The sequence below is a fragment of the Thermomonas mangrovi genome (assembly GCF_028201335.1).
Classification (GTDB): domain Bacteria; phylum Pseudomonadota; class Gammaproteobacteria; order Xanthomonadales; family Xanthomonadaceae; genus Thermomonas; species Thermomonas mangrovi.
Map to the genome: position 1 here is coordinate 52,181 of NZ_JAPEVV010000001.1, position 19,194 is coordinate 71,374.

The 19,194-nt window shown below is 69.8% G+C and carries 16 protein-coding genes and 1 tRNA gene; 11 read left to right on the forward strand and 6 right to left on the reverse strand.

The genetic code is table 11. The features are described from left to right. Positions 1–22: 22 nt before the first annotated feature. Both ON759_RS00310 and uvrA read right to left on the reverse strand, forming a co-directional pair. Positions 23–430 (reverse strand): acyl-CoA thioesterase, encoded by a 408-nt coding sequence (locus ON759_RS00310; RefSeq protein WP_271678369.1) that lies wholly within the window; start codon positions 428–430, stop codon positions 23–25. Continuing rightward, on the reverse strand, positions 427–3,321 hold the full coding sequence (gene uvrA, locus ON759_RS00315; protein WP_425608421.1) for an excinuclease ABC subunit UvrA: 2,895 nt from the start codon (positions 3,319–3,321) through the stop codon (positions 427–429). Before uvrA ends, ON759_RS00310 begins: the two co-directional genes overlap by 4 nt. A 393-nt stretch (positions 3,322–3,714) precedes the next feature. On the opposite strand from uvrA, the gene rplU reads away from it, so the two are divergent. The 3 genes from rplU to obgE all read left to right on the forward strand — a co-directional run bounded on the left by rplU (position 3,715) and on the right by obgE (position 5,466). Then, on the forward strand, positions 3,715–4,035 hold the full coding sequence (gene rplU / locus ON759_RS00320; protein ID WP_271678370.1) for a 50S ribosomal protein L21: 321 nt from the start codon (positions 3,715–3,717) through the stop codon (positions 4,033–4,035). 12 nt (positions 4,036–4,047) lie between these two features. After that, complete coding sequence (gene rpmA / locus ON759_RS00325; protein ID WP_271678371.1) at positions 4,048–4,308, forward strand: 50S ribosomal protein L27; 261 nt, start codon at positions 4,048–4,050, stop codon at positions 4,306–4,308. A gap of 99 nt (positions 4,309–4,407) precedes the next feature. Then, positions 4,408–5,466, forward strand: a complete 1,059-nt coding sequence (gene obgE / locus ON759_RS00330) for a GTPase ObgE (protein WP_271678372.1) — start codon at positions 4,408–4,410, stop codon at positions 5,464–5,466. Positions 5,467–5,566: 100 nt separating this feature from the next. On the opposite strand, the gene rpsT is transcribed toward obgE, so the two are convergent. Then, the gene (gene rpsT / locus ON759_RS00335) at positions 5,567–5,836 is read right to left on the reverse strand and encodes a 30S ribosomal protein S20 (RefSeq protein ID WP_271678373.1); all 270 of its coding nucleotides are present in this window, start codon (positions 5,834–5,836) and stop codon (positions 5,567–5,569) included. Positions 5,837–6,027: 191 nt separating this feature from the next. Between rpsT and murJ the strand changes: the two genes are divergently transcribed. The 8 genes from murJ (at position 6,028) to radA (ending at position 15,249) form a co-directional block, all read left to right on the forward strand. Then, on the forward strand, positions 6,028–7,617 hold the full coding sequence (gene murJ, locus ON759_RS00340) for a murein biosynthesis integral membrane protein MurJ (protein WP_271678994.1): 1,590 nt from the start codon (positions 6,028–6,030) through the stop codon (positions 7,615–7,617). 52 nt (positions 7,618–7,669) lie between these two features. Next, positions 7,670–8,623 carry a bifunctional riboflavin kinase/FAD synthetase gene (locus ON759_RS00345; RefSeq protein ID WP_271678374.1) on the forward strand — a complete coding sequence of 318 codons (954 nt, stop codon included), beginning with the start codon at positions 7,670–7,672 and terminating at the stop codon, positions 8,621–8,623. A 59-nt stretch (positions 8,624–8,682) separates the two neighbouring features. Next, entirely contained in the window at positions 8,683–11,469 is a 2,787-nt protein-coding gene (gene ileS / locus ON759_RS00350) for an isoleucine--tRNA ligase (RefSeq protein WP_271678995.1), read from the forward strand. After that, positions 11,466–11,969 carry a signal peptidase II gene (lspA, locus tag ON759_RS00355; RefSeq protein WP_425608434.1) on the forward strand — a complete coding sequence of 168 codons (504 nt, stop codon included), beginning with the start codon at positions 11,466–11,468 and terminating at the stop codon, positions 11,967–11,969. Before ileS ends, lspA begins: the two co-directional genes overlap by 4 nt. A gap of 7 nt (positions 11,970–11,976) precedes the next feature. Beyond that, positions 11,977–12,930, forward strand: coding sequence for a 4-hydroxy-3-methylbut-2-enyl diphosphate reductase (ispH, locus tag ON759_RS00360; protein ID WP_271678376.1), 954 nt, complete (start codon positions 11,977–11,979; stop codon positions 12,928–12,930). A 312-nt stretch (positions 12,931–13,242) separates the two neighbouring features. After that, entirely contained in the window at positions 13,243–13,620 is a 378-nt protein-coding gene (locus ON759_RS00365) for a helix-turn-helix transcriptional regulator (protein WP_271678996.1), read from the forward strand. 58 nt (positions 13,621–13,678) lie between these two features. Beyond that, positions 13,679–13,754, forward strand: a tRNA-Thr gene (locus ON759_RS00370). 106 nt (positions 13,755–13,860) lie between these two features. Continuing rightward, complete coding sequence (gene radA, locus ON759_RS00375; RefSeq protein WP_271678377.1) at positions 13,861–15,249, forward strand: DNA repair protein RadA; 1,389 nt, start codon at positions 13,861–13,863, stop codon at positions 15,247–15,249. A gap of 9 nt (positions 15,250–15,258) precedes the next feature. Here radA and ON759_RS00380 read toward each other — a convergent pair whose 3' ends face one another. The 3 genes from ON759_RS00380 to ON759_RS00390 form a co-directional block, all read right to left on the reverse strand. Then, on the reverse strand, positions 15,259–16,236 hold the full coding sequence (locus ON759_RS00380; RefSeq protein WP_271678378.1) for a zinc-binding dehydrogenase: 978 nt from the start codon (positions 16,234–16,236) through the stop codon (positions 15,259–15,261). Between the two features lie 24 nt (positions 16,237–16,260). Continuing rightward, positions 16,261–17,853: a DHA2 family efflux MFS transporter permease subunit gene (locus ON759_RS00385; RefSeq protein WP_271678379.1), complete on the reverse strand. Its 1,593-nt coding sequence runs from the start codon at positions 17,851–17,853 to the stop codon at positions 16,261–16,263. Between the two features lie 123 nt (positions 17,854–17,976). Then, the gene (locus ON759_RS00390) at positions 17,977–19,194 is read right to left on the reverse strand and encodes an HlyD/EmrA/EmrK family protein (RefSeq protein WP_271678380.1); all 1,218 of its coding nucleotides are present in this window, start codon (positions 19,192–19,194) and stop codon (positions 17,977–17,979) included.

Genomic DNA, 19,194 nt, shown 5'->3' on the forward strand with positions numbered 1-19,194 from the left:
GCGGGTGTCCTCGTGGCGTGGCTCAAGCGGCGGGCAGCAGGCGTTCGGAGGCGCGACGCACGCCAAGCGGCAGCGGCGTCGGCTTGCCGGTCTGGCGGTCGACCCACACCGCCACGACCTGGCCGTCGCAATGCACGGTGCCGTCGGCGGCGACGATGCGATGGCCGATCACCACGCTGCTGGTGCCCAGCTTGTCGGTGAACAGTTCCACCGCGACCTGCGCCGGGTATGCGATCGGCCGCTTGAAGTTCAGGGTCGCCGATGCGACCACCGGCGCGCTGTGGTCGTCCATCCACGGTTCGTCGAGGGTCTCGAACCACTCGATGCGCGCCTGCTCCAGGAAGGTCAGGTAGCGCGAGTTGTTGACGTGGTTGAATGCGTCGAGGTCGCTCCAGCGCAGGCTGACGGGGGTGCGGAACACGTGGCTCATGCGGTCTTCTTCCGGCGCTTGGCGGGGGCAGCCGAGCTTGCCGCCGATTTTTGGAGCAAAGGCGCAAGGAATCGGCCGGTATGCGAGGCCGCATTGGCGGCCACCTGTTCTGGCGTGCCGGTGGCGATCACCTGGCCGCCGCGATGCCCGCCTTCCGGCCCCATGTCGACCACCCAGTCCGCGGTCTTGATCACGTCCAGGTTGTGTTCGATCACGACGACCGTGTTGCCGTCGTCGCGCAGGCGGTGCAGCACCGCGAGCAGGTGCTCGATGTCGTGGAAGTGCAGGCCGGTGGTGGGTTCGTCGAGGATGTACAGCGTGCGCCCGGTGTCGCGGCGGGACAGCTCCTTGGACAGCTTCACGCGCTGCGCCTCGCCGCCGGACAGGGTGGTCGCGCTCTGGCCCAGCTTGATGTAGCTCAGGCCCACGTCCATCAGCGTCTCCAGCTTGCGGGCGATGCTCGGCACCGGCGCGAACAGGTCCAGCGCGTCCTCGACGGTCATCTCCAGCACGTCGTGGATGCTGAAGCCCTTGTAGAGGATCTCCAGCGTCTCGCGGTTGTAGCGCTTGCCCTGGCAGACGTCGCAGGGCACGTACACGTCCGGCAGGAAGTGCATCTCCACCTTGATCAGGCCGTCGCCCTGGCAGGCCTCGCAGCGACCGCCGCGCACGTTGAAGCTGAAGCGGCCCGGCGAGTAGCCGCGCGCGCGCGCCTCCGGCACCTGCGCGAACAGTTCGCGCAAGGGCGTGAACAGGCCGGTGTAAGTCGCCGGGTTGGAGCGCGGGGTGCGCCCGATCGGCGACTGGTCGATGTCGACCACCTTGTCGAACAGGTCCAGGCCGACCACCTCGCGATGCGGCGCGGGCGTGTGAGAGGCGCCGTTGATCTCGTTGGCGGCCAGCGCGTACAGCGTGTCGTTGATGAGGGTCGACTTGCCCGACCCGGACACGCCGGTGACCGCGGTGAACAGCCCCGCCGGGATCTCCAGGTCGACGTCCTTGAGGTTGTTGCCGCGCGCGCCCTTCAGCTTGAGCAGCATCTTGCGGTTGGGCGCGTGCCGCCGCGCCGGCACCTCGATCGCCTTCTTGCCCGACAGGTATTGCCCGGTCAGCGAGCGCGGCGCCGCCAGCACGTCGGCCAGGGACCCTTGGGCGACGACTTCGCCGCCGTGTACGCCGGCGCCCGGGCCGATGTCGACGATGTAGTCGGCCAGCCGGATCGCATCCTCGTCGTGCTCGACCACCAGCACGGTGTTGCCGAGGTCGCGCAGCCGGGTCAGCGTCCCCAGCAGGCGCTCGTTGTCGCGCTGGTGCAGGCCGATGCTGGGTTCGTCCAGCACGTACATCACCCCGACCAGGCCGGCGCCGATCTGGCTGGCCAGGCGGATGCGCTGCGCCTCGCCGCCGGAGAGCGAGTCGGCCTTGCGCTCCAGGGTGAGGTAATCGAGGCCGACGTCGACCAGGAAGCCCAGGCGTTCGCGGATCTCCTTGACGATCTTGATGGCGATCTCGCCGCGCCAGCCCGGCAGCGACAGCGCCTCGAAGAACGCCAACGCGGCGTCGATTGGCAGGACCGCGAGCTGGTGCAGCGGCTTGTCGGCCACGAACACGTTGCGCGCCGAGCGGTTCAGGCGCGCCCCGCCGCAGTCCGGGCACGGCCGTTCGCTGATGTACTTGGCGAGTTCCTCGCGCACCGCCGCCGACTCGGTTTCGCGGTAGCGCCGCTCCAGGTTGGGCAGGATGCCCTCGAACGGGTGCTTGCGCTGGTACTTGTTGCCGTTCTCGCCGACGTAGACCAGGTTGATCGCTTCCTTGCCGCTGCCGTGCAGGATCACCTCGCGGATGTCCTCGGGCAGCAACTGCCACGGCAGGTCGACGTCGAAGCGGTAGTGCTTCGCGAGCGAGGTGATCATCGAGAAGTAGTAGGCGTTGCGACGGTCCCAGCCGCGCATCGCGCCGGCCGCGAGCGACAGCTCGGGGTGCGCGACGACGCGTGCCGGGTCGAAGAACTGGGCCACGCCCAGGCCATCGCAGGTGGGGCAGGCGCCCACCGGCGAATTGAAGGAGAACAGGCGCGGCTCGAGCTCGGGCAGCGAGTAGTCGCAGACCGGGCAGGAGTACTTGGAGGAGAACAGCAGCGGCTCGCGGTCGGTCTGGTCCATCGACTGCACGATCGCCATGCCGTCGCCCAGCTTGAGCGCGGTCTCGAACGATTCCGCCAGCCGCTGCTTGATGTCGGCGCGCGGCTTGAAGCGGTCGATCACCGCTTCGATGGTGTGCTTCTGGCGCAGCGCCAGCGGCGGCACCGCGTCGATCTCGTGCAGGGCGCCGTCCACCCGCACCCGGGTGTAGCCCTGCGCGCGCAGCTGGTCGAACACCTGCTGGTGCTCGCCCTTGCGCTCTCGCACCACCGGGGCCAGCAGCATCCAGCGCTGGCCGGCCAGCACCTCGTCGGCCTCCATCGCCAGCACCTGGTCGACCATCTGGCTGACCGTCTGCGCTTCCAGCGGGAAATGGTGGTCGGGGCAGCGCGGGCTGCCGACGCGGGCGTACAGCAGGCGCAGGTAGTCGTGGATCTCGGTGATCGTGCCGACCGTCGAGCGCGGGTTGTGGCTGGTCGACTTCTGCTCGATCGAGATGGCCGGGCTGAGGCCCTCGATGTGGTCGAGGTCGGGCTTGTCCATCACGCTGAGGAACTGCCGCGCGTAGGCCGACAGCGACTCGACGTAGCGGCGCTGGCCTTCGGCGTAGATGGTGTCGAACGCCAGCGACGACTTGCCGGAGCCGGACAGGCCGGTGATCACGATCAGCTTGTCGCGCGGCAGGTCGAGGTCGATGTTCTTGAGGTTGTGCGTCCGTGCGCCGCGGATGCGGATGTAGTCCAGCGCCATGGATGGGGGTCCTGGGGGTGGGGAGGCCGGGGCGATGCGGCGGGCAATCAGGCAGCCTACCGAGGCGCTGATTTGGGGGCAAATCGCGGGATTGCCAGCCTCGGCGAGGGGCGTCTCCCGGGTTGCGACGCAGGGCACCATGCCGCCGCGGGATTGCCTCGCCGCTTCGCCTGGTCATCCGGGATTGATTCGACGGGCACGGCCCGGGCCGTCGATGGCCCGCGGGAGCGGCGGGGCCACGCCGCCACCCCTTGGGGACGCGATCCGGGGTTGGTTGACCCTAACCCGCTGAATCCCCTACAATTCCGCTTCTGTCCGCCCTCGATGGCAGGCAGCGTGCCCTCGGGCACGACCAAGAAGAACTACAGAAACCCGTCCAAAAGGAAACCCACCATGTACGCAGTACTGGTCACCGGCGGTAAGCAATACCGCGTGATGCAGGGCGAAACGCTCCGCGTCGAGAAGCTCGAGGCCGAAGCCGGCAGCGAGATCAAGTTCGACAACATCCTGATGCTCGGCGATGCCGACGGCATCAAGCTCGGCGACGCCCTGAAGGGCGCCACCGTGGCGGCCAAGGTCGTCGGCCACGGCCGCGCCGACAAGGTCCGCATCGTCAAGTTCCGCCGCCGCAAGCACCATCGCAAGCAGATGGGCCACCGGCAGCACTACACCGAAATCGAGATCACCGGCATCGGCGCCGGCGACAAGAAGTAAGGAGACGCAGCCATGGCACACAAAAAGGGCGTAGGTTCCTCGCGCAACGGCCGCGATTCCAACCCGAAGTACCTCGGCGTCAAGATCTACGGCGGCCAGGCCATCGAGGCCGGCAACATCATCGTCCGCCAGCGCGGCACCCAGTTCCACCCGGGCAGCGGCGTCGGCCTGGGCCGCGACCACACCCTGTTCGCGCTGGTCGACGGCACGGTCGAGTTCTCGACCAAGGGCCCGAAGAAGCGCCGCACGGTCAGTATCGTCGCCGCGGAGTAATCTCCGCCGACGCATCGCGAAGGACCCCGCTTCGGCGGGGTTTTTCGTTTCTGCAGGCAACTCGCCCACCCGCTCCAGCGAACACGGCACAATCACCGCATGAAACTCGTCGACGAAGCTGAAATCACGGTCGCCGCCGGCAACGGCGGGAACGGCTGCATCGCGTTCCGTCGCGAGAAGTTCATCCCGCTGGGCGGCCCGAACGGCGGCGACGGCGGCGACGGCGGCGACGTCTGGCTGCAGGCCGACGAGAACCTCAACACCCTGGTCGACTTCCGCCACGAGACGCGCTTCAAGGCGCAACGCGGCGAGAACGGCATGGGCAGCCAGATGTACGGCAAGGCCGGCGAGGACAAGGTGATCGTGGTGCCGGTCGGCACCGTGGTCCACAACGTCGACACCGACGAGGTGATCGGCGACATGACCGCGCACGGCCAGCGCCTGCTGGTCGCCAAGGGCGGCAAGGGCGGCCTCGGCAACATGCACTTCAAGAGCTCGGTCAACCGCACCCCGCGGCGGGCCACGCCGGGCACCGAGGGCGAGGTTCGCAGCCTGCGGCTGGAGCTGAAGCTGCTGGCCGACGTCGGCCTGCTGGGCTTCCCCAATGCCGGCAAGTCGACCTTCATCCGCGCGGTGTCCGCGGCGACGCCGAAGGTCGCGGACTACCCGTTCACCACCCTGTACCCGAACCTGGGCGTGGTGAGCGTGGAGCCCGGCCGCAGCTTCGTGATCGCCGACATCCCGGGACTGATCGAGGGCGCCGCGGATGGCGCCGGCCTCGGCAGCCTGTTCCTGCGGCACGTGCAGCGCACCCGCCTGCTGCTGCACCTGGTTGACGTCGCGCCGATGGACTACGAGGGCAGCGCGGTGTCGCCGGCCGACCAGGTCCGTGCGATCGAGGCCGAGCTGCGCAAGTACGACCCGGCGATGCTGGAGAAGCCGCGCTGGCTGGTGCTGAACAAGGCCGACCTGATGTTCGAGGAGGAGGCGAAGGCCGCCGCCGAGGCGATCGTGGCCGAACTCGGCTGGACCGGCCCCTGGTACCTGGTCTCGGCGCTCGGGCGCGAGGGCACCTGGCCGATCATGCTGGCGGTGCAGGCGTTCTTCGATCGCCTGCGCGAGGACGAGCTCGAGGCGCGGGCGCAGGCGGATGCCTGAGCCTGCCGTGATGCGCGCGCCGTCCCGCCGAGCGGCCGAATCGCGCGCAAACAAAAACCCGGCCGAAGCCGGGTTTCGTTCCGAATCCGATCGCCTGGGATCAGGCGGCCTGCAGCGCCTTGATGCGCGCGGTCAGGCGGGCCTTGTGGCGGGCGGCCTTGTTCTTGTGGATCAGGCCGCGCGCGGCGAAGCGGTCCAGCAGCGGCTGCGCGGTGGCGAAGGCTTCGGTGGCGCCGGCGGCGTCGTTGGCGTCGAGCGCCTTGATCACCTTCTTGACGGCGGTGCGCAGCTGCGAGCGCTGGGCGACGTTGCGGGCATTGCGCACGACGGTCTGCTTGGCGCGCTTCTTGGCGGACTTGATGTTGGCCACGTGGGAAATCCTGGGGAGTCTGTTTGGGCGGTGGAGATCGTGCGCCGGCAGGCTTGCCGACGGACGAGGGATTCGGGAAGACTGGAAATTATGGGCGATTCAATGGCTTGGGTCAACTGCCACGGCCTCCGGCAGGCGGTGCCGGCGTGAGCGCGGGGCAAGGGCCGGCGCGCGCGGGCAAGCCGCGCAGCATGACCCGGGGGGTGCTGTCGTTCGGCGGCATGACCCTGTTGAGCCGGGTCTTCGGGCTGGTCCGCGACCAGGTGTTCAACACCACCTTCGGCGCGAACTGGATGACCGATGCGTTCTGGGTCGCGTTCCGCATCCCGAACTTCATGCGCCGGCTGTTCGCGGAGGGCTCGTTTTCCACCGCCTTCGTGCCGGTCTTCACCGAAATCAAGGAAACCCGCACCCACGCCGACCTGAAGGCGCTGATGGCGCGCGCGGCCGGCACCCTCGGTGGCGTCCTGCTGGTGGTCACCGCGCTGGGCATGCTGTTCGCCCCGCAGTTGGCCACCGGGTTCACCCAGGCCGCGCCGGCTCCCGGCCAGGCCGCGCTGATCACCGACCTGCTGCGCCTGACCTTCCCGTTCCTGCTGTGCGTCTCGCTGACCGCGCTGGCCGCCGGCGCGCTCAACAGCTACCACCGCTTCGGGCTGCCCGCGTTCGCCCCGATCATCCTGAACCTGTGCATGATCGCCGGCACGTTGTGGGGGTCGAAGTTCACCGACCCGCCAATCCTCGCGATGGGCTGGGCGATCCTCGCCGCCGGCGTCCTCCAGCTGCTGTTCCTGATGCCGGCGCTGGCCAAGCTGGACCTGCTGGCGCTGCCGCGCTGGGGCTGGCGGCATCCGGACGTGCGCAAGGTGATGCGGTTGATGGTGCCGACCCTGCTCGGGTCGTCGGTGGCGCAGGTCAACCTGCTGTTCGACACCTTCATCGCCGCGATGCTGGTGCACGGCTCGCAGAGCTGGCTGTCCACCGCCGACCGCTTCCTCGAGTTTCCGCTCGGGGTGTTCGGCATCGCGCTGGGCACGGTGATCCTGCCGACCCTGGCCCGCCACCACGTCAACACCGATCGCGCGGGGTTCTCGAAGTCGCTGGACTGGGGCCTGCGCGCGACCCTGATCATCATCCTGCCGGCGATGCTGGGCCTGATGCTGCTGGCGCTGCCTCTGGTGAGCACGATCTTCCAGTACGGCAAGTTCACGGCCGAGGCCGCCCGCATGACCGCGCTGTCGGTGTTCGGCCTCAGCTTCGGCCTGCCCGCGTTCGCACTGGTCAAGACGGTGTTGCCGGCGTTCTACGCGCGCCAGGACACCAGGACGCCGGTGCGGGCGGGGCTTGCGTCGATGGTCGCCAACATGGTGTTCAACGTCGCCCTGCTGGCCCTGCTGGTGGCGCTCTGGGTCCCGGAGGAGGCGCGCCAGGACGGGGTGATGGCGACCCTGGCACGGGTGCCCGGGCTGCACTTCGCACTCGGCATCGCCAGCGCGCTGAGCAGCTACCTCAACCTGGTCCTGCTGTGGCGTTGGCTGCGCCGCGCCGACGTGTTCGACCTGCAGCCGGGATGGACGCGTTTCCTGGTGCGCCTGCTGCTGGCCAACCTGGCGATGGGCCTGGCGCTGTGGTTCGGGTTGCAGGTCGCGCCCGACTTCACCGTGGTCGACAAGTGGCAGCGCATCGGCTGGCTGGGCGCGCTGGTCGGCGGCGGCGCGCTGGTCTATGCGGTGGCCATGCTCGTGCTTGGCTTCCGCCTGCGCGATTTCCGCGAACACTGATGCCGGCGACCACGGTCCGGATGTTGCGCCGCAGCTATACTCCCGGGTCACCATGAACCGCCTGTTCCGCGATGCCATCGGCGGGCCCCTGTGCCCGCAAGGCAGCGTGGCCTGCATCGGTGCCTTCGACGGCCTGCACCTAGGCCACCGGGCGCTGGTCGGCCGCGCGGTCGCGCGTGCCCGCGCGCTGGGCGTGCCGGCGGTCGCGCTGAGCTTCGAGCCCTTGCCCCGCGAGTTCTTCGCCAGGGAGGCCAAGCCGCCGCGCCTGATGCTGCCGCGCGCGCGTCTCGCGGGCCTGCTGGGCTTGGGCTGCGACCGCGTGGGCCTGCTGCGCTTCGACGCCGCACTGGCGGCGATGCCGGCCGCGCAGTTCATCGAGCGCGTGCTGGTCGGGCGCCTTGGCGTGCGTGAGGTCTGGGTCGGCCCGGGGTTCCGGTTCGGCAGGGGCCGCGAGGGCGACCTCGCCCTGCTGCAGGCCGCGGGCGCCGCGCATGGCTTCACCGCCGACGAGATCGCGCCGGTGTTGCTGGAGGGCGAACGGGTGTCCAGCACCCGCATCCGCGCCGCGCTGGTGGCCGGCGATTTCGCGCTTGCCGCGCGCCTGCTGGGCCGGCCGTATGCGATCGGCGGGCACGTCGTGCGTGGGCAGCAGCTCGGGCGCACGCTCGGCTATCCCACCGCCAACCTGCGCTACGGCGGCAAGACGCCCGCGCTGCGCGGGATCTACGCCACCTGGGCGCATGGCGTGGCCGCGCATCCATGGCCTTCGGTGTCCAGCTTCGGCACGCGCCCCACCGTGGACGGCGTGGAGCCGCTGCTGGAAGCCCACCTGTTCGACTTCGATGGCGACCTGTACGGCCGCCGCATCGAGGTCGAATTCGTCGCCCACCTGCGCGACGAAGAGAAATTCCCCGACCTGGCCACGATGGTCGCGCAGATCCGGCGCGACGACGAACGTGCCCGGGCCATCCTCATGGACCAAGCCCCACAGCGAGCCTCCGCGTGAGCGACAAGCAAGAGAATCCGTACAAGGCCACCATCCTGCTGCCGGAGACCGCGTTCCCGATGCGCGGCGACCTGCCCAAGCGCGAGCCCGAGACGCTGGCGCGCTGGGAGGCGGAAGGCCTCTACGCGCAGCTGCGCGCCAACGGCGCCGGGCGCCCGCGCTTCGTGCTGCACGACGGCCCGCCGTACGCCAACGGCGCGATCCACCTGGGCCATGCGGTCAACAAGATCCTCAAGGACATCATCGTCAAGTCGAAGACGATGGCCGGCTTCGATGCGCCCTACGTCCCGGGCTGGGACTGCCACGGCCTGCCGATCGAGATCGCGGTCGAGAAGAAGTGGGGCAAGGTCGGGACCAAGCTCGACGCCGCCGCGTTCCGGCAGAAGTGCCGCGAGTACGCCACCGAGCAGATCGACGTGCAGCGCCGCGACTTCAAGCGGCTGGGCGTGCTCGGCGACTGGGACAATCCGTACCGCACGCTGGACTTCAAGTTCGAGGCCGACGAGATCCGCGCGCTGGCGAAGGTGGTCGAGAACGGCCACCTGCTGCGCGGGGTGAAGCCGGTGTACTGGTGCTTCGACTGCGGCAGCGCGCTGGCCGAGGCGGAGATCGAGTACCAGGACAAGGTGTCGCCCGCGGTCGACGTGGCCTATGCCGCGCGCAACCCGCAGCAGGTCAGCCGCGCGTTCGGCAGCGAGCTGCCGGAAGGCGTCGAAGTCGCGGTGCCGATCTGGACCACCACGCCGTGGACCCTGCCGGCGTCGCTGGCGATCTCGATGGGCCCGGCGCTGGACTACGTGCTGGTGGAGGGCCCGGCCAAGGGCGATGGTTCGCGCCGTTGGCTGGTGCTGGCCGAGGCGTTGGCGGAGAAGGCGCTGAAGCGCTACGGCGTGGACGCGGTGGTCGTGCTTGGCCGCGCCACCGGCGACGCGCTGGAGGGCATGCTGTTCGCGCATCCGTTCTACGCCGAGCGCGACATCCCGATCCTGCTCGGCGACCATGTGTCGGCCGAGGACGGCACCGGCGCCGTGCATACCGCGCCCGGCCACGGCCAGGAAGACTTCGCGGTGTCGCAGAAGTACGGCCTCGTCGGCCGCTATTCCGCCGCGCAACTGAACCCGGTGGACGGACGCGGCGTCTACCTGCCGTCGACGCCGGCGGCGGGGGACGTCGAACTGGCCGGCCTGCACGTGTGGAAGGCCAACGACGTGCTGGTCGACGTGCTGCGCGCCAGCGGTCGCCTGCTCGCGTTCTCGAAGCTCACCCACAGCTACCCGCACTGCTGGCGGCACAAGACCCCGGTCGCGTTCCGCGCCACCCCGCAATGGTTCATCTCGATGGACCAGGCGCACCTGCGCCGCGATGCGCTGGCCGCGATCAAGGGCGTGACGTGGTATCCGGAGTGGGGCGAAGCCCGCATCGCGGGCATGGTCGAAGGCCGCCCGGACTGGACCATCTCGCGACAGCGCACCTGGGGCGTGCCGATCGCGCTGTTCGTGCACCGCGAGACCGGCGAACCGCATCCGCGCAGCGTGGCGCTGATGCACCAGGTGGCCGACCGCGTGGAGCGCGCCGGCGTGGATGCCTGGTACGCGCTGGATCCCGCCGAACTGCTCGGCGACGAGGCCGCGCACTACGACCGCATCACCGACATCCTCGACGTCTGGTTCGATTCAGGCGTCACCCACGAGGCGGTGTTGCTGGCGCGCGGGCTGGGCAAGCCGGCGGACCTGTACCTGGAGGGCTCGGACCAGCATCGCGGCTGGTTCCAGTCCTCGTTGCTGACCGGCGTCGCCATCGACAAGGCGGCGCCGTACCGGCAATGCCTGACCCACGGCTTCACCGTGGACGAGCACGGCCGCAAGATGTCGAAGTCGCTGGGCAACGGCATCGAGCCGCAGGACATCATGAAGACGCTGGGCGCCGACATCCTGCGCCTGTGGATCGCGTCCGCCGACTACAGCAACGAGATGTCGCTGTCCCAGGAGATCCTCAAGCGCAACGCCGACGCCTATCGCCGCATCCGCAACACCGCGCGCTTCCTGCTGGGCAACCTGCACGGCTTCGACCCGGCACGCGACCTGTGCGCACCGGCGGAGATGGTGGCGCTGGATCGCTGGGCGGTGCATCGCGCCTGGCAGGTGCAGCAGGAGATCGCCGACGCCTACGCCCGCTACGACTTCGCCGCCGTGGTGCAGGCGCTGATGAACTTCTGCAGCGTCGATCTCGGTTCGCTCTACCTCGACGTCACCAAGGACCGGCTTTACACGATGCGCGAGGATTCGCGCGGCCGACGCAGCGCGCAGTCGGCGATGTTCCGGATCGCCGATGCCTTCGCGCGCTGGATCGCGCCGATCCTCAGCTTCACCGCGGACGAGATGTGGGGCCACCTGCCGGGCGAGCGCGCCGGCAACGTGCTGTTCGCGACTTGGCACGACGGCCTTGCGCCGTTGCCGGAGGATGCGGTGCTGTCGGCCGGCGACATCGACGGCCTGCTCGCCCTGCGCGAACAGGTGGCGAAGGTGCTGGAACCGATGCGCGCGGCCGGCGAGATCGGCGCGGCGCTGGAAGCCGAGATCGAGTTGCGCTGCGGCGTCGCCGACCTGAACCGGCTGGAGCCGCTGGCCGACGAGTTGCGCTTCCTGTTCATCAGCGGCGACGTGCGGGTGGTGCAGGACGACGGCGCGCGTGGCATCCGGGTGTTGGCGCAGCCGACCGGCAAGGCCAAGTGCGTGCGTTGCTGGCACCACCGGGCGGACGTCGGCGCGCATCCGGCGCACCCGCAGCTGTGCGGCCGCTGCGTGTCGAATATCGAAGGCCCGGGCGAAACGAGGACGTATTTCTGATGGTGCGTGTGAAACCGAATGCCTTGCCCTGGCTGGGCGTCTCCCTGCTGGTGTTCGTGCTGGACCAGTGGAGCAAGGCCTGGGTGCTGTCCTCGCTGCCGGAGTACACCGCGGTCCCGGTGATCGACGGCTTCTGGAACTGGTACCGCACCTACAACACCGGCGCCGCCTTCAGCTTCCTCGCCGATGCCGGCGGGTGGCAGAAGTACTTCTTCATGGTGCTCGCCTTCGCGATCAGCGGCCTGATGGCGTGGATGCTGGCGCGCACGCCGCGCCGCGACTGGCGGCAGGCGCTGCCGCTGGCGCTGGTGATCGGCGGTGCGATCGGCAACGTCGTCGATCGGCTGGTGCACGGCCACGTGGTGGATTTCATCCAGTGGTACGTGAAGGACCATTACTGGCCGGCGTTCAATATCGCCGACGCGGCAGTGGTCGGCGGCGCGATCGGCATCGGCCTGTTCGGGCTGTTCAGCGGCAAGTCCAAGCCGGCGGCGGGATAATCGCGCCATGGACATCCTGCTCGCCAACCCTCGCGGCTTTTGCGCAGGCGTCGACCGCGCCATCGAGATCGTGAAGCGCGCCATCGAGACGCTGGGCGCCCCGATCTACGTGCGCCACGAAGTCGTCCATAACAAGTTCGTGGTCGGCGACCTGAAGGCGCGCGGCGCGGTGTTCGTGGAGGAGCTCGACGAAGTCCCGGATGGCGCGACCGTGATCTTCAGCGCGCACGGCGTCTCGCAGGCGGTGCGGCACGATGCCGCGCGGCGCGGGCTCAAGGTCTTCGACGCCACCTGCCCGCTGGTGACCAAGGTGCACCTGGAAGTGGCGCGGCAATGCCGCAGCGGCCGCGACATGGTGCTGATCGGGCACGCCGGGCACCCCGAGGTGGAAGGCACGATGGGGCAGTGGAGCCGCGAAGGCGGCAGCGGCGCGATCCACCTTGTGGAGGACATCGACGATGTCGCCACCCTCGCGCTCGCGCAGCCGGCCAACTGTTCCTACACCACCCAGACCACGCTCAGCGTCGACGACACCCGCGACATCATCGCCGCGCTGCGCGCGCGCTTCCCGGCGATCGAGGGACCGAAGAACGACGACATCTGCTATGCCACCCAGAATCGCCAGGACGCGGTGCGCGACCTGGTGGCCGAAGGCTGCGACGCGGTGCTGGTGGTCGGGTCGCCCAACAGCTCCAACTCGAACCGCCTGCGCGAGCTGGCCGAGCGCGAGGGCGTGCCGGCATGGTTGATCGACGGCGCCGACGAGATCGACCCGGACTGGCTGGTCGGCCGCACGCGGGTCGGCGTCACTGCGGGCGCTTCGGCGCCAGATGTGCTGGTGGAGGGCGTGCTGGCGCGCCTGCGCGCGCTGGGCGCCGTAGCCGTGCGCGAGTTGCACGGTGAGCCGGAAGACATGGTGTTCGCCCTGCCGAAGGAACTGCGCGTCAGGCTGGTCGACTGACACGGCCAGTCGACGCCGTCGGCGTCGCTGGTCGCTGGGAAGAAAGCGGGGCGGCCTGGTCTTGCCTGGGCGGCATGCGCCCCGTGCCGGCGCCCCGGGGGGAGAAGCGGGCAACATCCGTGTCGCCCGTGCAATTCATCCTGCGCCAACAGGCGCAGGATTGCACTCGCCAAAAACGCCATGATCGCTGTCATTCCAGTTCATGAATGACGCGGTGAAAAGCAATGATTGCTGTATGACAGCAATCCTGTACATAATGATGACAGTTTGAATGTCTGACAGATTCACTGTCATGGTGGCATCGTGCTGAAGATGCAGGAACGGATTCGTCGCGCGCGTCGCAAGGCGGGGTACTCGCAGGCTACGCTGGCGGAGCGGATCAAGGTACGACGCAGCGCGGTCTCGAACTGGGAATCCGCCAGCGAGGTGCAGCCCTCGATGACCAACCTCATCGCCATCGCGCGCGCCTGCAAGGTGTCGCTGGAATGGCTGGGCACCGGTCGTGGCGGAATGGCGGACGACCCCGAGGCGCTGGCCGACATCCCGGCCGCCGATGCCGAACTGGTGGATGCCGACGACGAGCGCGCGCTGCTCGCGGCCTGGCGCGGCCTGCCGAGGCGCTCGCAGCAACTCGTGCTGGAACTCGCGAATGCCCTGCTCGGGCCGCGCCGCCGAAGTCCGCGGGCCTGATCCGGGCATCGCGGCTGTCTGGTGCCCGGGCCGCGCAGCCGCTAGAATCGCGTCCCTCGCCGGAATAGCTCAGTTGGTAGAGCGGCGCATTCGTAATGCGTAGGTCGCAGGTTCGACTCCTGTTTCCGGCACCAGTCTCCAAGGGAAGCCCGCTTCGGCGGGCTTCTGCTTTTTGCGTCCCCGCCGTTGCGACCGCGCCGGGCTAGGATGCGGCATTCCCGCCCCGCATCCCGGACCCCGATGAGCAAGCTCTCCGCCAAGCCGCGCACCGCGCATGTCTGCACCGAGTGCGGGGCCGAGCACGCCAAGTGGCAGGGCCAGTGCGAGGCCTGCGGGGCCTGGAACACGCTGGCCGAGATCGCGCTGGAGGCCGCGTCGCAGGCGAAGTCCCCGGCGTCGCGCCGGGCCGGTTGGGCGGGCAAGGTCGATGCGCCGCGGATCACCCCGTTGGCCGAAGTCCGGGTGGATGCGCAGGCGCGCGCGTCGACCGGCATCGGCGAGTTCGACCGCGTGCTCGGCGGTGGCCTGGCCGAAGGCGCGGTGGTGCTGGTCGGCGGCGATCCCGGGATCGGCAAGTCGACGTTGCTGCTGCAGGCGCTTGCCCGGATGGCGCCTGCGCTGCCCGGCCTGTACGTGACCGGCGAGGAGTCGCTGGCGCAGGTGGCCGGCCGCGCGCAGCGGCTCGGGCTGCCGCTGGAGGGGTTGCTGGCGCTGGCCGAGACCTGCGTGGAGCGCATCCTGGAGCACGCCGTCGCGGCGCGCCCGAAGCTGATCGTCGCCGACTCGATCCAGACCCTGTGGACCGAATCGCTGACCGCGGCCCCGGGCTCGGTGTCGCAGGTGCGCGAGGCCGCGGCGCGGCTGGTGCGCTACGCCAAGGAGACCGGCACCGCGGTGTTCCTGGTCGGGCATGTGACCAAGGAGGGCGGCATCGCCGGGCCGCGCGTGCTCGAGCACATGGTCGACGCGGTGCTGTATTTCGAGGGCGATGCCGGCAGCCGCTTCCGCGTGTTGCGCGCCTTCAAGAACCGCTTCGGCGCGGTCAACGAGCTCGGCGTGTTCGCGATGTCGGATGGCGGCCTGCGCGAGGTGTCGAATCCCTCGGCGATCTTCCTGTCCGGCAGCGGCGGGCCGCAGCCCGGCAGCTGCGTAATGGTGACCCGCGAGGGCACGCGTCCGCTGCTGGTCGAGGTGCAGGCGCTGGTCGATGCGTCGCCGCTGTCCAACCCGCGCCGGGTGGTGGTGGGGCTGGAAGGCAACCGGCTGGCGATGCTGCTGGCGGTGCTGCATCGCCACGGCGGGGTGATGGTCGGCGACCAGGACGTGTTCGTGAACGTGGTCGGCGGCATCCGCGTGCAGGAAACCGCGGCGGACCTGCCGGTGCTGCTGGCGGTGCTGTCGTCGCTGCGCGACGTCCCGCTGGCGGAGAAGACCATTGCGTTCGGCGAAGTCGGGCTGAGCGGCGAGATCCGCCCGGTGCCGAACGGCGAGGAACGCCTGAACGAGGCCGCCACCCACGGCTTCAGGCGCGCCATCGTGCCGAAGGCCAACGCGCCGAAGTCCGGCAGCTACAAGGGCCTCGAGGTGATCGCGGTCGAGCGCCTCGCCGACGCGCTCGAGCACGCCTGAGCGGTCGCCTCAGGGGCGCAACAGGACCTTGCCGGCACGGGCGGGTCGTAGGCTCGCGGCCGCTGCCTGGCCGATGTCGGCGAGGTCGTGGATCGCGTCCACCGGCAGGCGCAGCTCGCCGGCCAGCGTGCGTTGCAGCAGCTCGCCGACGAGGCGTCGCTTGTCCTCGGTGGACATCGCCTGGCTGGCCTTGCTGCCCCAGAAGCCCTTCACGATCGCCTGCTTGAAGATCAGGTCGGCCGGCGAGAGCTGCATCGCCTCGCCGGTCAGTGCGCCGAACGACACCAGGGTGCCGCCGTTGCCGACCAGCGACAGCATCGCGCCGCTGGCCTTGCCGCCGACCGAGTCGATCGCCGCCTGCGCCAGGCCCGGGCCGGTGAGGTCGCGCACCTGCTGCATCCAGTCGGGCTGCGCGCTGGACACCACGTGGGGAATCCCGAGCGCGGCGAGCTCGGCGATGCCGTCGTCGCGGCGGACCACGTTCACCACGTGCAGGCCGCGCGCCTCGCCGAGCATGGCCAGCGCCTTGCCGACCGCGCCATTGGCCGCGTTCTGCACGATCCATGCGCCGGGCGGCAGCGCCAGCGAGTCCAGCAGCATCAGCGCGCTGAGCGGCATCGCCATCAGCTGCGCGGCGGTTTCGTCCGGAATGCCGTCCGGCATCGGCACGAGCATCCGCGCCGGGGTGGTGAAGTATTCGGCCCAGGTGCCGCGGCCCGACGACGAGGCCACGCGCGCGCCGATGGACACGCCCTCGACGCCTTCGCCCAGCGCGTCGACGATGCCCACCGCTTCGCTGCCGCCGATCGCCGGCAACGTTGGCTTGTAGCCGTATTGCCCGCGCACGGTGAGCAGGTCGTGGTTGTGGATCGGCGCGAGCAGGGTGCGGATGCGGACCTCGCCCGCCCTCGGTTCCGGCATGGGCGCATCGTCCAGCGCGAGGACCTGGGTGGGATCGCCGAGTTCATGGTGGATGGCGCTGCGCATGGGCTTGGTCTCCATTGGATGCGGTCAGTGGCCGCCGGCCGCGGCGCCGCCCATCTTGGCGGCGAACGGCGGCTTGGCGAGCCAGACGAACAGGATCACCGCCAGGAAGATGATCCCGAGCAGGTGGAAGATTTCGTTGAAGCCGATCTGCGCGGCCTGGTTGGCGATCATCCGGTCGAGCACGAACGCGCCGCGCTGCAGGTCGCCGGCGCCGAGCTGGGTCACGGTCTGCAGGGTGGCCGCATCGTGCGCGGAGATCTTCTCGGCGAGGTGGGCGTGGTGGACCGCGCCGCGCTCGGTCCAGGCGTAGGTGGTCAGCGAAGCCGCGAAGCTGCCGCCCAGGGTGCGCACGAAGGTGGCCAGGCCCGAACCCGCCGCGATCTCGTGCGGCTCGAGGTCGGACAGCAGGATCTGCAGCACCGGCATGAAGAACAGCGCGACGCCGATGCCCTGGAACAGCTGCACCAGTGCGACGTGCTGGAAGTCCACGTCGAGGTTGAAGTGCGAGCGCGCGAAGCTGGTCAGTGACATCGCCACGAAGGCGACGCTGGCCAGCATGCGCAGGTCGAAGCGGTTGGCGTACTTGCCGACGAACGGCGTGAGCAGGACCGGCAGGATGCCGATCGGCGCGGTCGCGAAGCCTGCCCAGATCGCGGTGTAGCCGAGGTTCCGTTGCAGCCACAGCGGCACCAGGATGCCGACGCTGAAGAACGCCGAGTAGGCCACCACCATCGCCAGCGTGCCCGCGGCGAAGTTGCGGTGGCGGAACAGGCGCAGGTTGACGATCGGGTCCTTGTCGGTGAGTTCCCAGATCACGAACACCAGCAACGAGATCGCCGCAACGATCGCCAGCACCACGATGGTGGTGGAGTGGAACCAGTCTTCGTCGTTGCCCAGGTCCAGCAGGATCTGCAGCGCGCCCACGCCGAGCACCAGCGTGGCCAGGCCGATGTAGTCCATCTTCGGCTTCTCCAGGCGCTCCGGGCGGCCCTTGAGCTGGCGACCCACCACCAGGCTGGCGAAGATGCCGATCGGCACGTTGACGAAGAAGATCCACTCCCAGCTGTAGTTGTCGGTGATCCAGCCGCCGAGGATCGGGCCGGCGATCGGCGCGACCACGGTGACCATCGCCAGCAGGGCGATCGCCTGGCCGCGCCGCGCCGGCGGATAGATCGACAGCAGCAGGGCCTGGGTGATCGGGTACATCGGCCCGGCGACGAAGCCCTGCAGCGCGCGGGCGAGGACCAGCAAGCCCATGCTGTTGGCGATGCCGCACAGGAACGAGGCGACCACGAAGGCCATCGTCGACCACACGAACAACTTGCGCTCGCCGAAGCGGCGCGCCAGCCAGCCGGTCAGCGGCAGCGCGATGGCGGTGCTGACCGCGAACGAGGTGATGACCCAGGTGGCCTGGTTGGCGCTGCCGCCGAGGTTGCCGGAGATGGTCGGCAGCGAGACGTTGGCGATCGTGGTGTCGAGCACCTGCATGAAGCTGGCGAGCGCCAGCCCGAGCGTGGTCAGGGCGACGTTCGGAGGGCGGAATTCGCCGGGCGCCGCGCTGGCGCCGCTGCGCGGCGTCGCGCCGGGTGCGTCTTCCTGTCGGGCGATGGTGGTCATGCGGCTCGGCGGGGGGGAGAGGGGCAGGGGCAGTGGGGCACTGCCAGCGCGAGGCGGGGACGGCCCGCGAACGAGGGGAGGGGATCCAGGGACCGCTCCCGCCCGCGCGACTCCTGCGAGGGGTTACGCGCCGGCGGCGCGCGCGAGGTTGTCCCGGATCGTCTTCTCGATCAGGGTATCGGCATCGTGCAACTGGCGGTCGTAGGCGCTGGTGGACAGCACCGGCTTGCCGGCGACCGCCGCGGGCAGCACCGCGCCGGACTGGTCGTGCACGTCCACGTCCACCGACATGCTCATGCCCAGGCGCAGCGGGTGCGCGGCGAGCTGCTTCGGGTCCAGCGCGATCCGGGTGGGGATGCGCTGCACGATCTTGATCCAGTTGCCGCTGGCGTTCTGCGCCGGCAGCAGGGAGAACGCGCTGCCGGTGCCCAGGCCCAGGCTGACCAGCTTGCCGTCGTACACCACGTCGTCGCCGTAGACGTCGGCGGTGAGCGTGACCGGCTGGCCCAGCCGCATGTCGTGCAGCTGGGTTTCCTTGAAGTTCGCCTCGACCCACACCTCGTGCAGCGGGATGACCGTCATCAGCGCGGCGCCGGGTTGCACGCGCTGGCCGAGCTGCACGCTGCGCTCGCCGACGTAGCCGTCGATCGGCGAAACGATCGCGGACCGCTGCACGGCCAGGTAGGCCTGGCGCAGCTGCGCGGCGGCCGCCTGCACCTGCGGCTGGTTGGCGACGGTGGTGGCATCGACCAGCGCACGGTTGCGCGACAGTTGCCCGCGCGAGGCGGACAAGGCGGCTTCCGCGGCCTGCAACTGGGTGCGCGCGTGGGCCAGCTCTTCCGCCGAGACCGCGCCGGTGGCGACCAGGCCGCTGCGGCGGGCGACGTCGGCGCGGGCCTGCGCCACCGCGACCTGGCGGGCGGCGATGTCGGCCTGCGCGGCCTCCACGCTGCTGTACAGGCCGCGCACCTGGCGCACGGTGTTGGCGAGGTTGGCGACCGCCTGCTGGTAGGCGACTTCGGCGTCGTTGGGGTCGAGCTGCACCAGCACCTGGCCGGCCTGCACGCGCATGCCGTCCTCGACGCTGATGGCGACCACCGTGCCGGCGGTCTGCGGCGTGATGTTGACGATGTTGCCCTGCGCGTAGGCATCGTCGGTCTGCTCGTGCCAGCGCGCGACCATCAGGTAATAGGCGAGCCAGCCGATGCCGGCGAGCACGACGAGCGCGGCGACCACCAGCAAGGCGCGCTTGCGCTTGCCGTTGGCGGGCTTGGCCGCGGGCGCGGGGGGCAGCGGCGCGGCGGTTCCGGACGAGGCCTGGGGCGTGGTTTCGGACGTCAT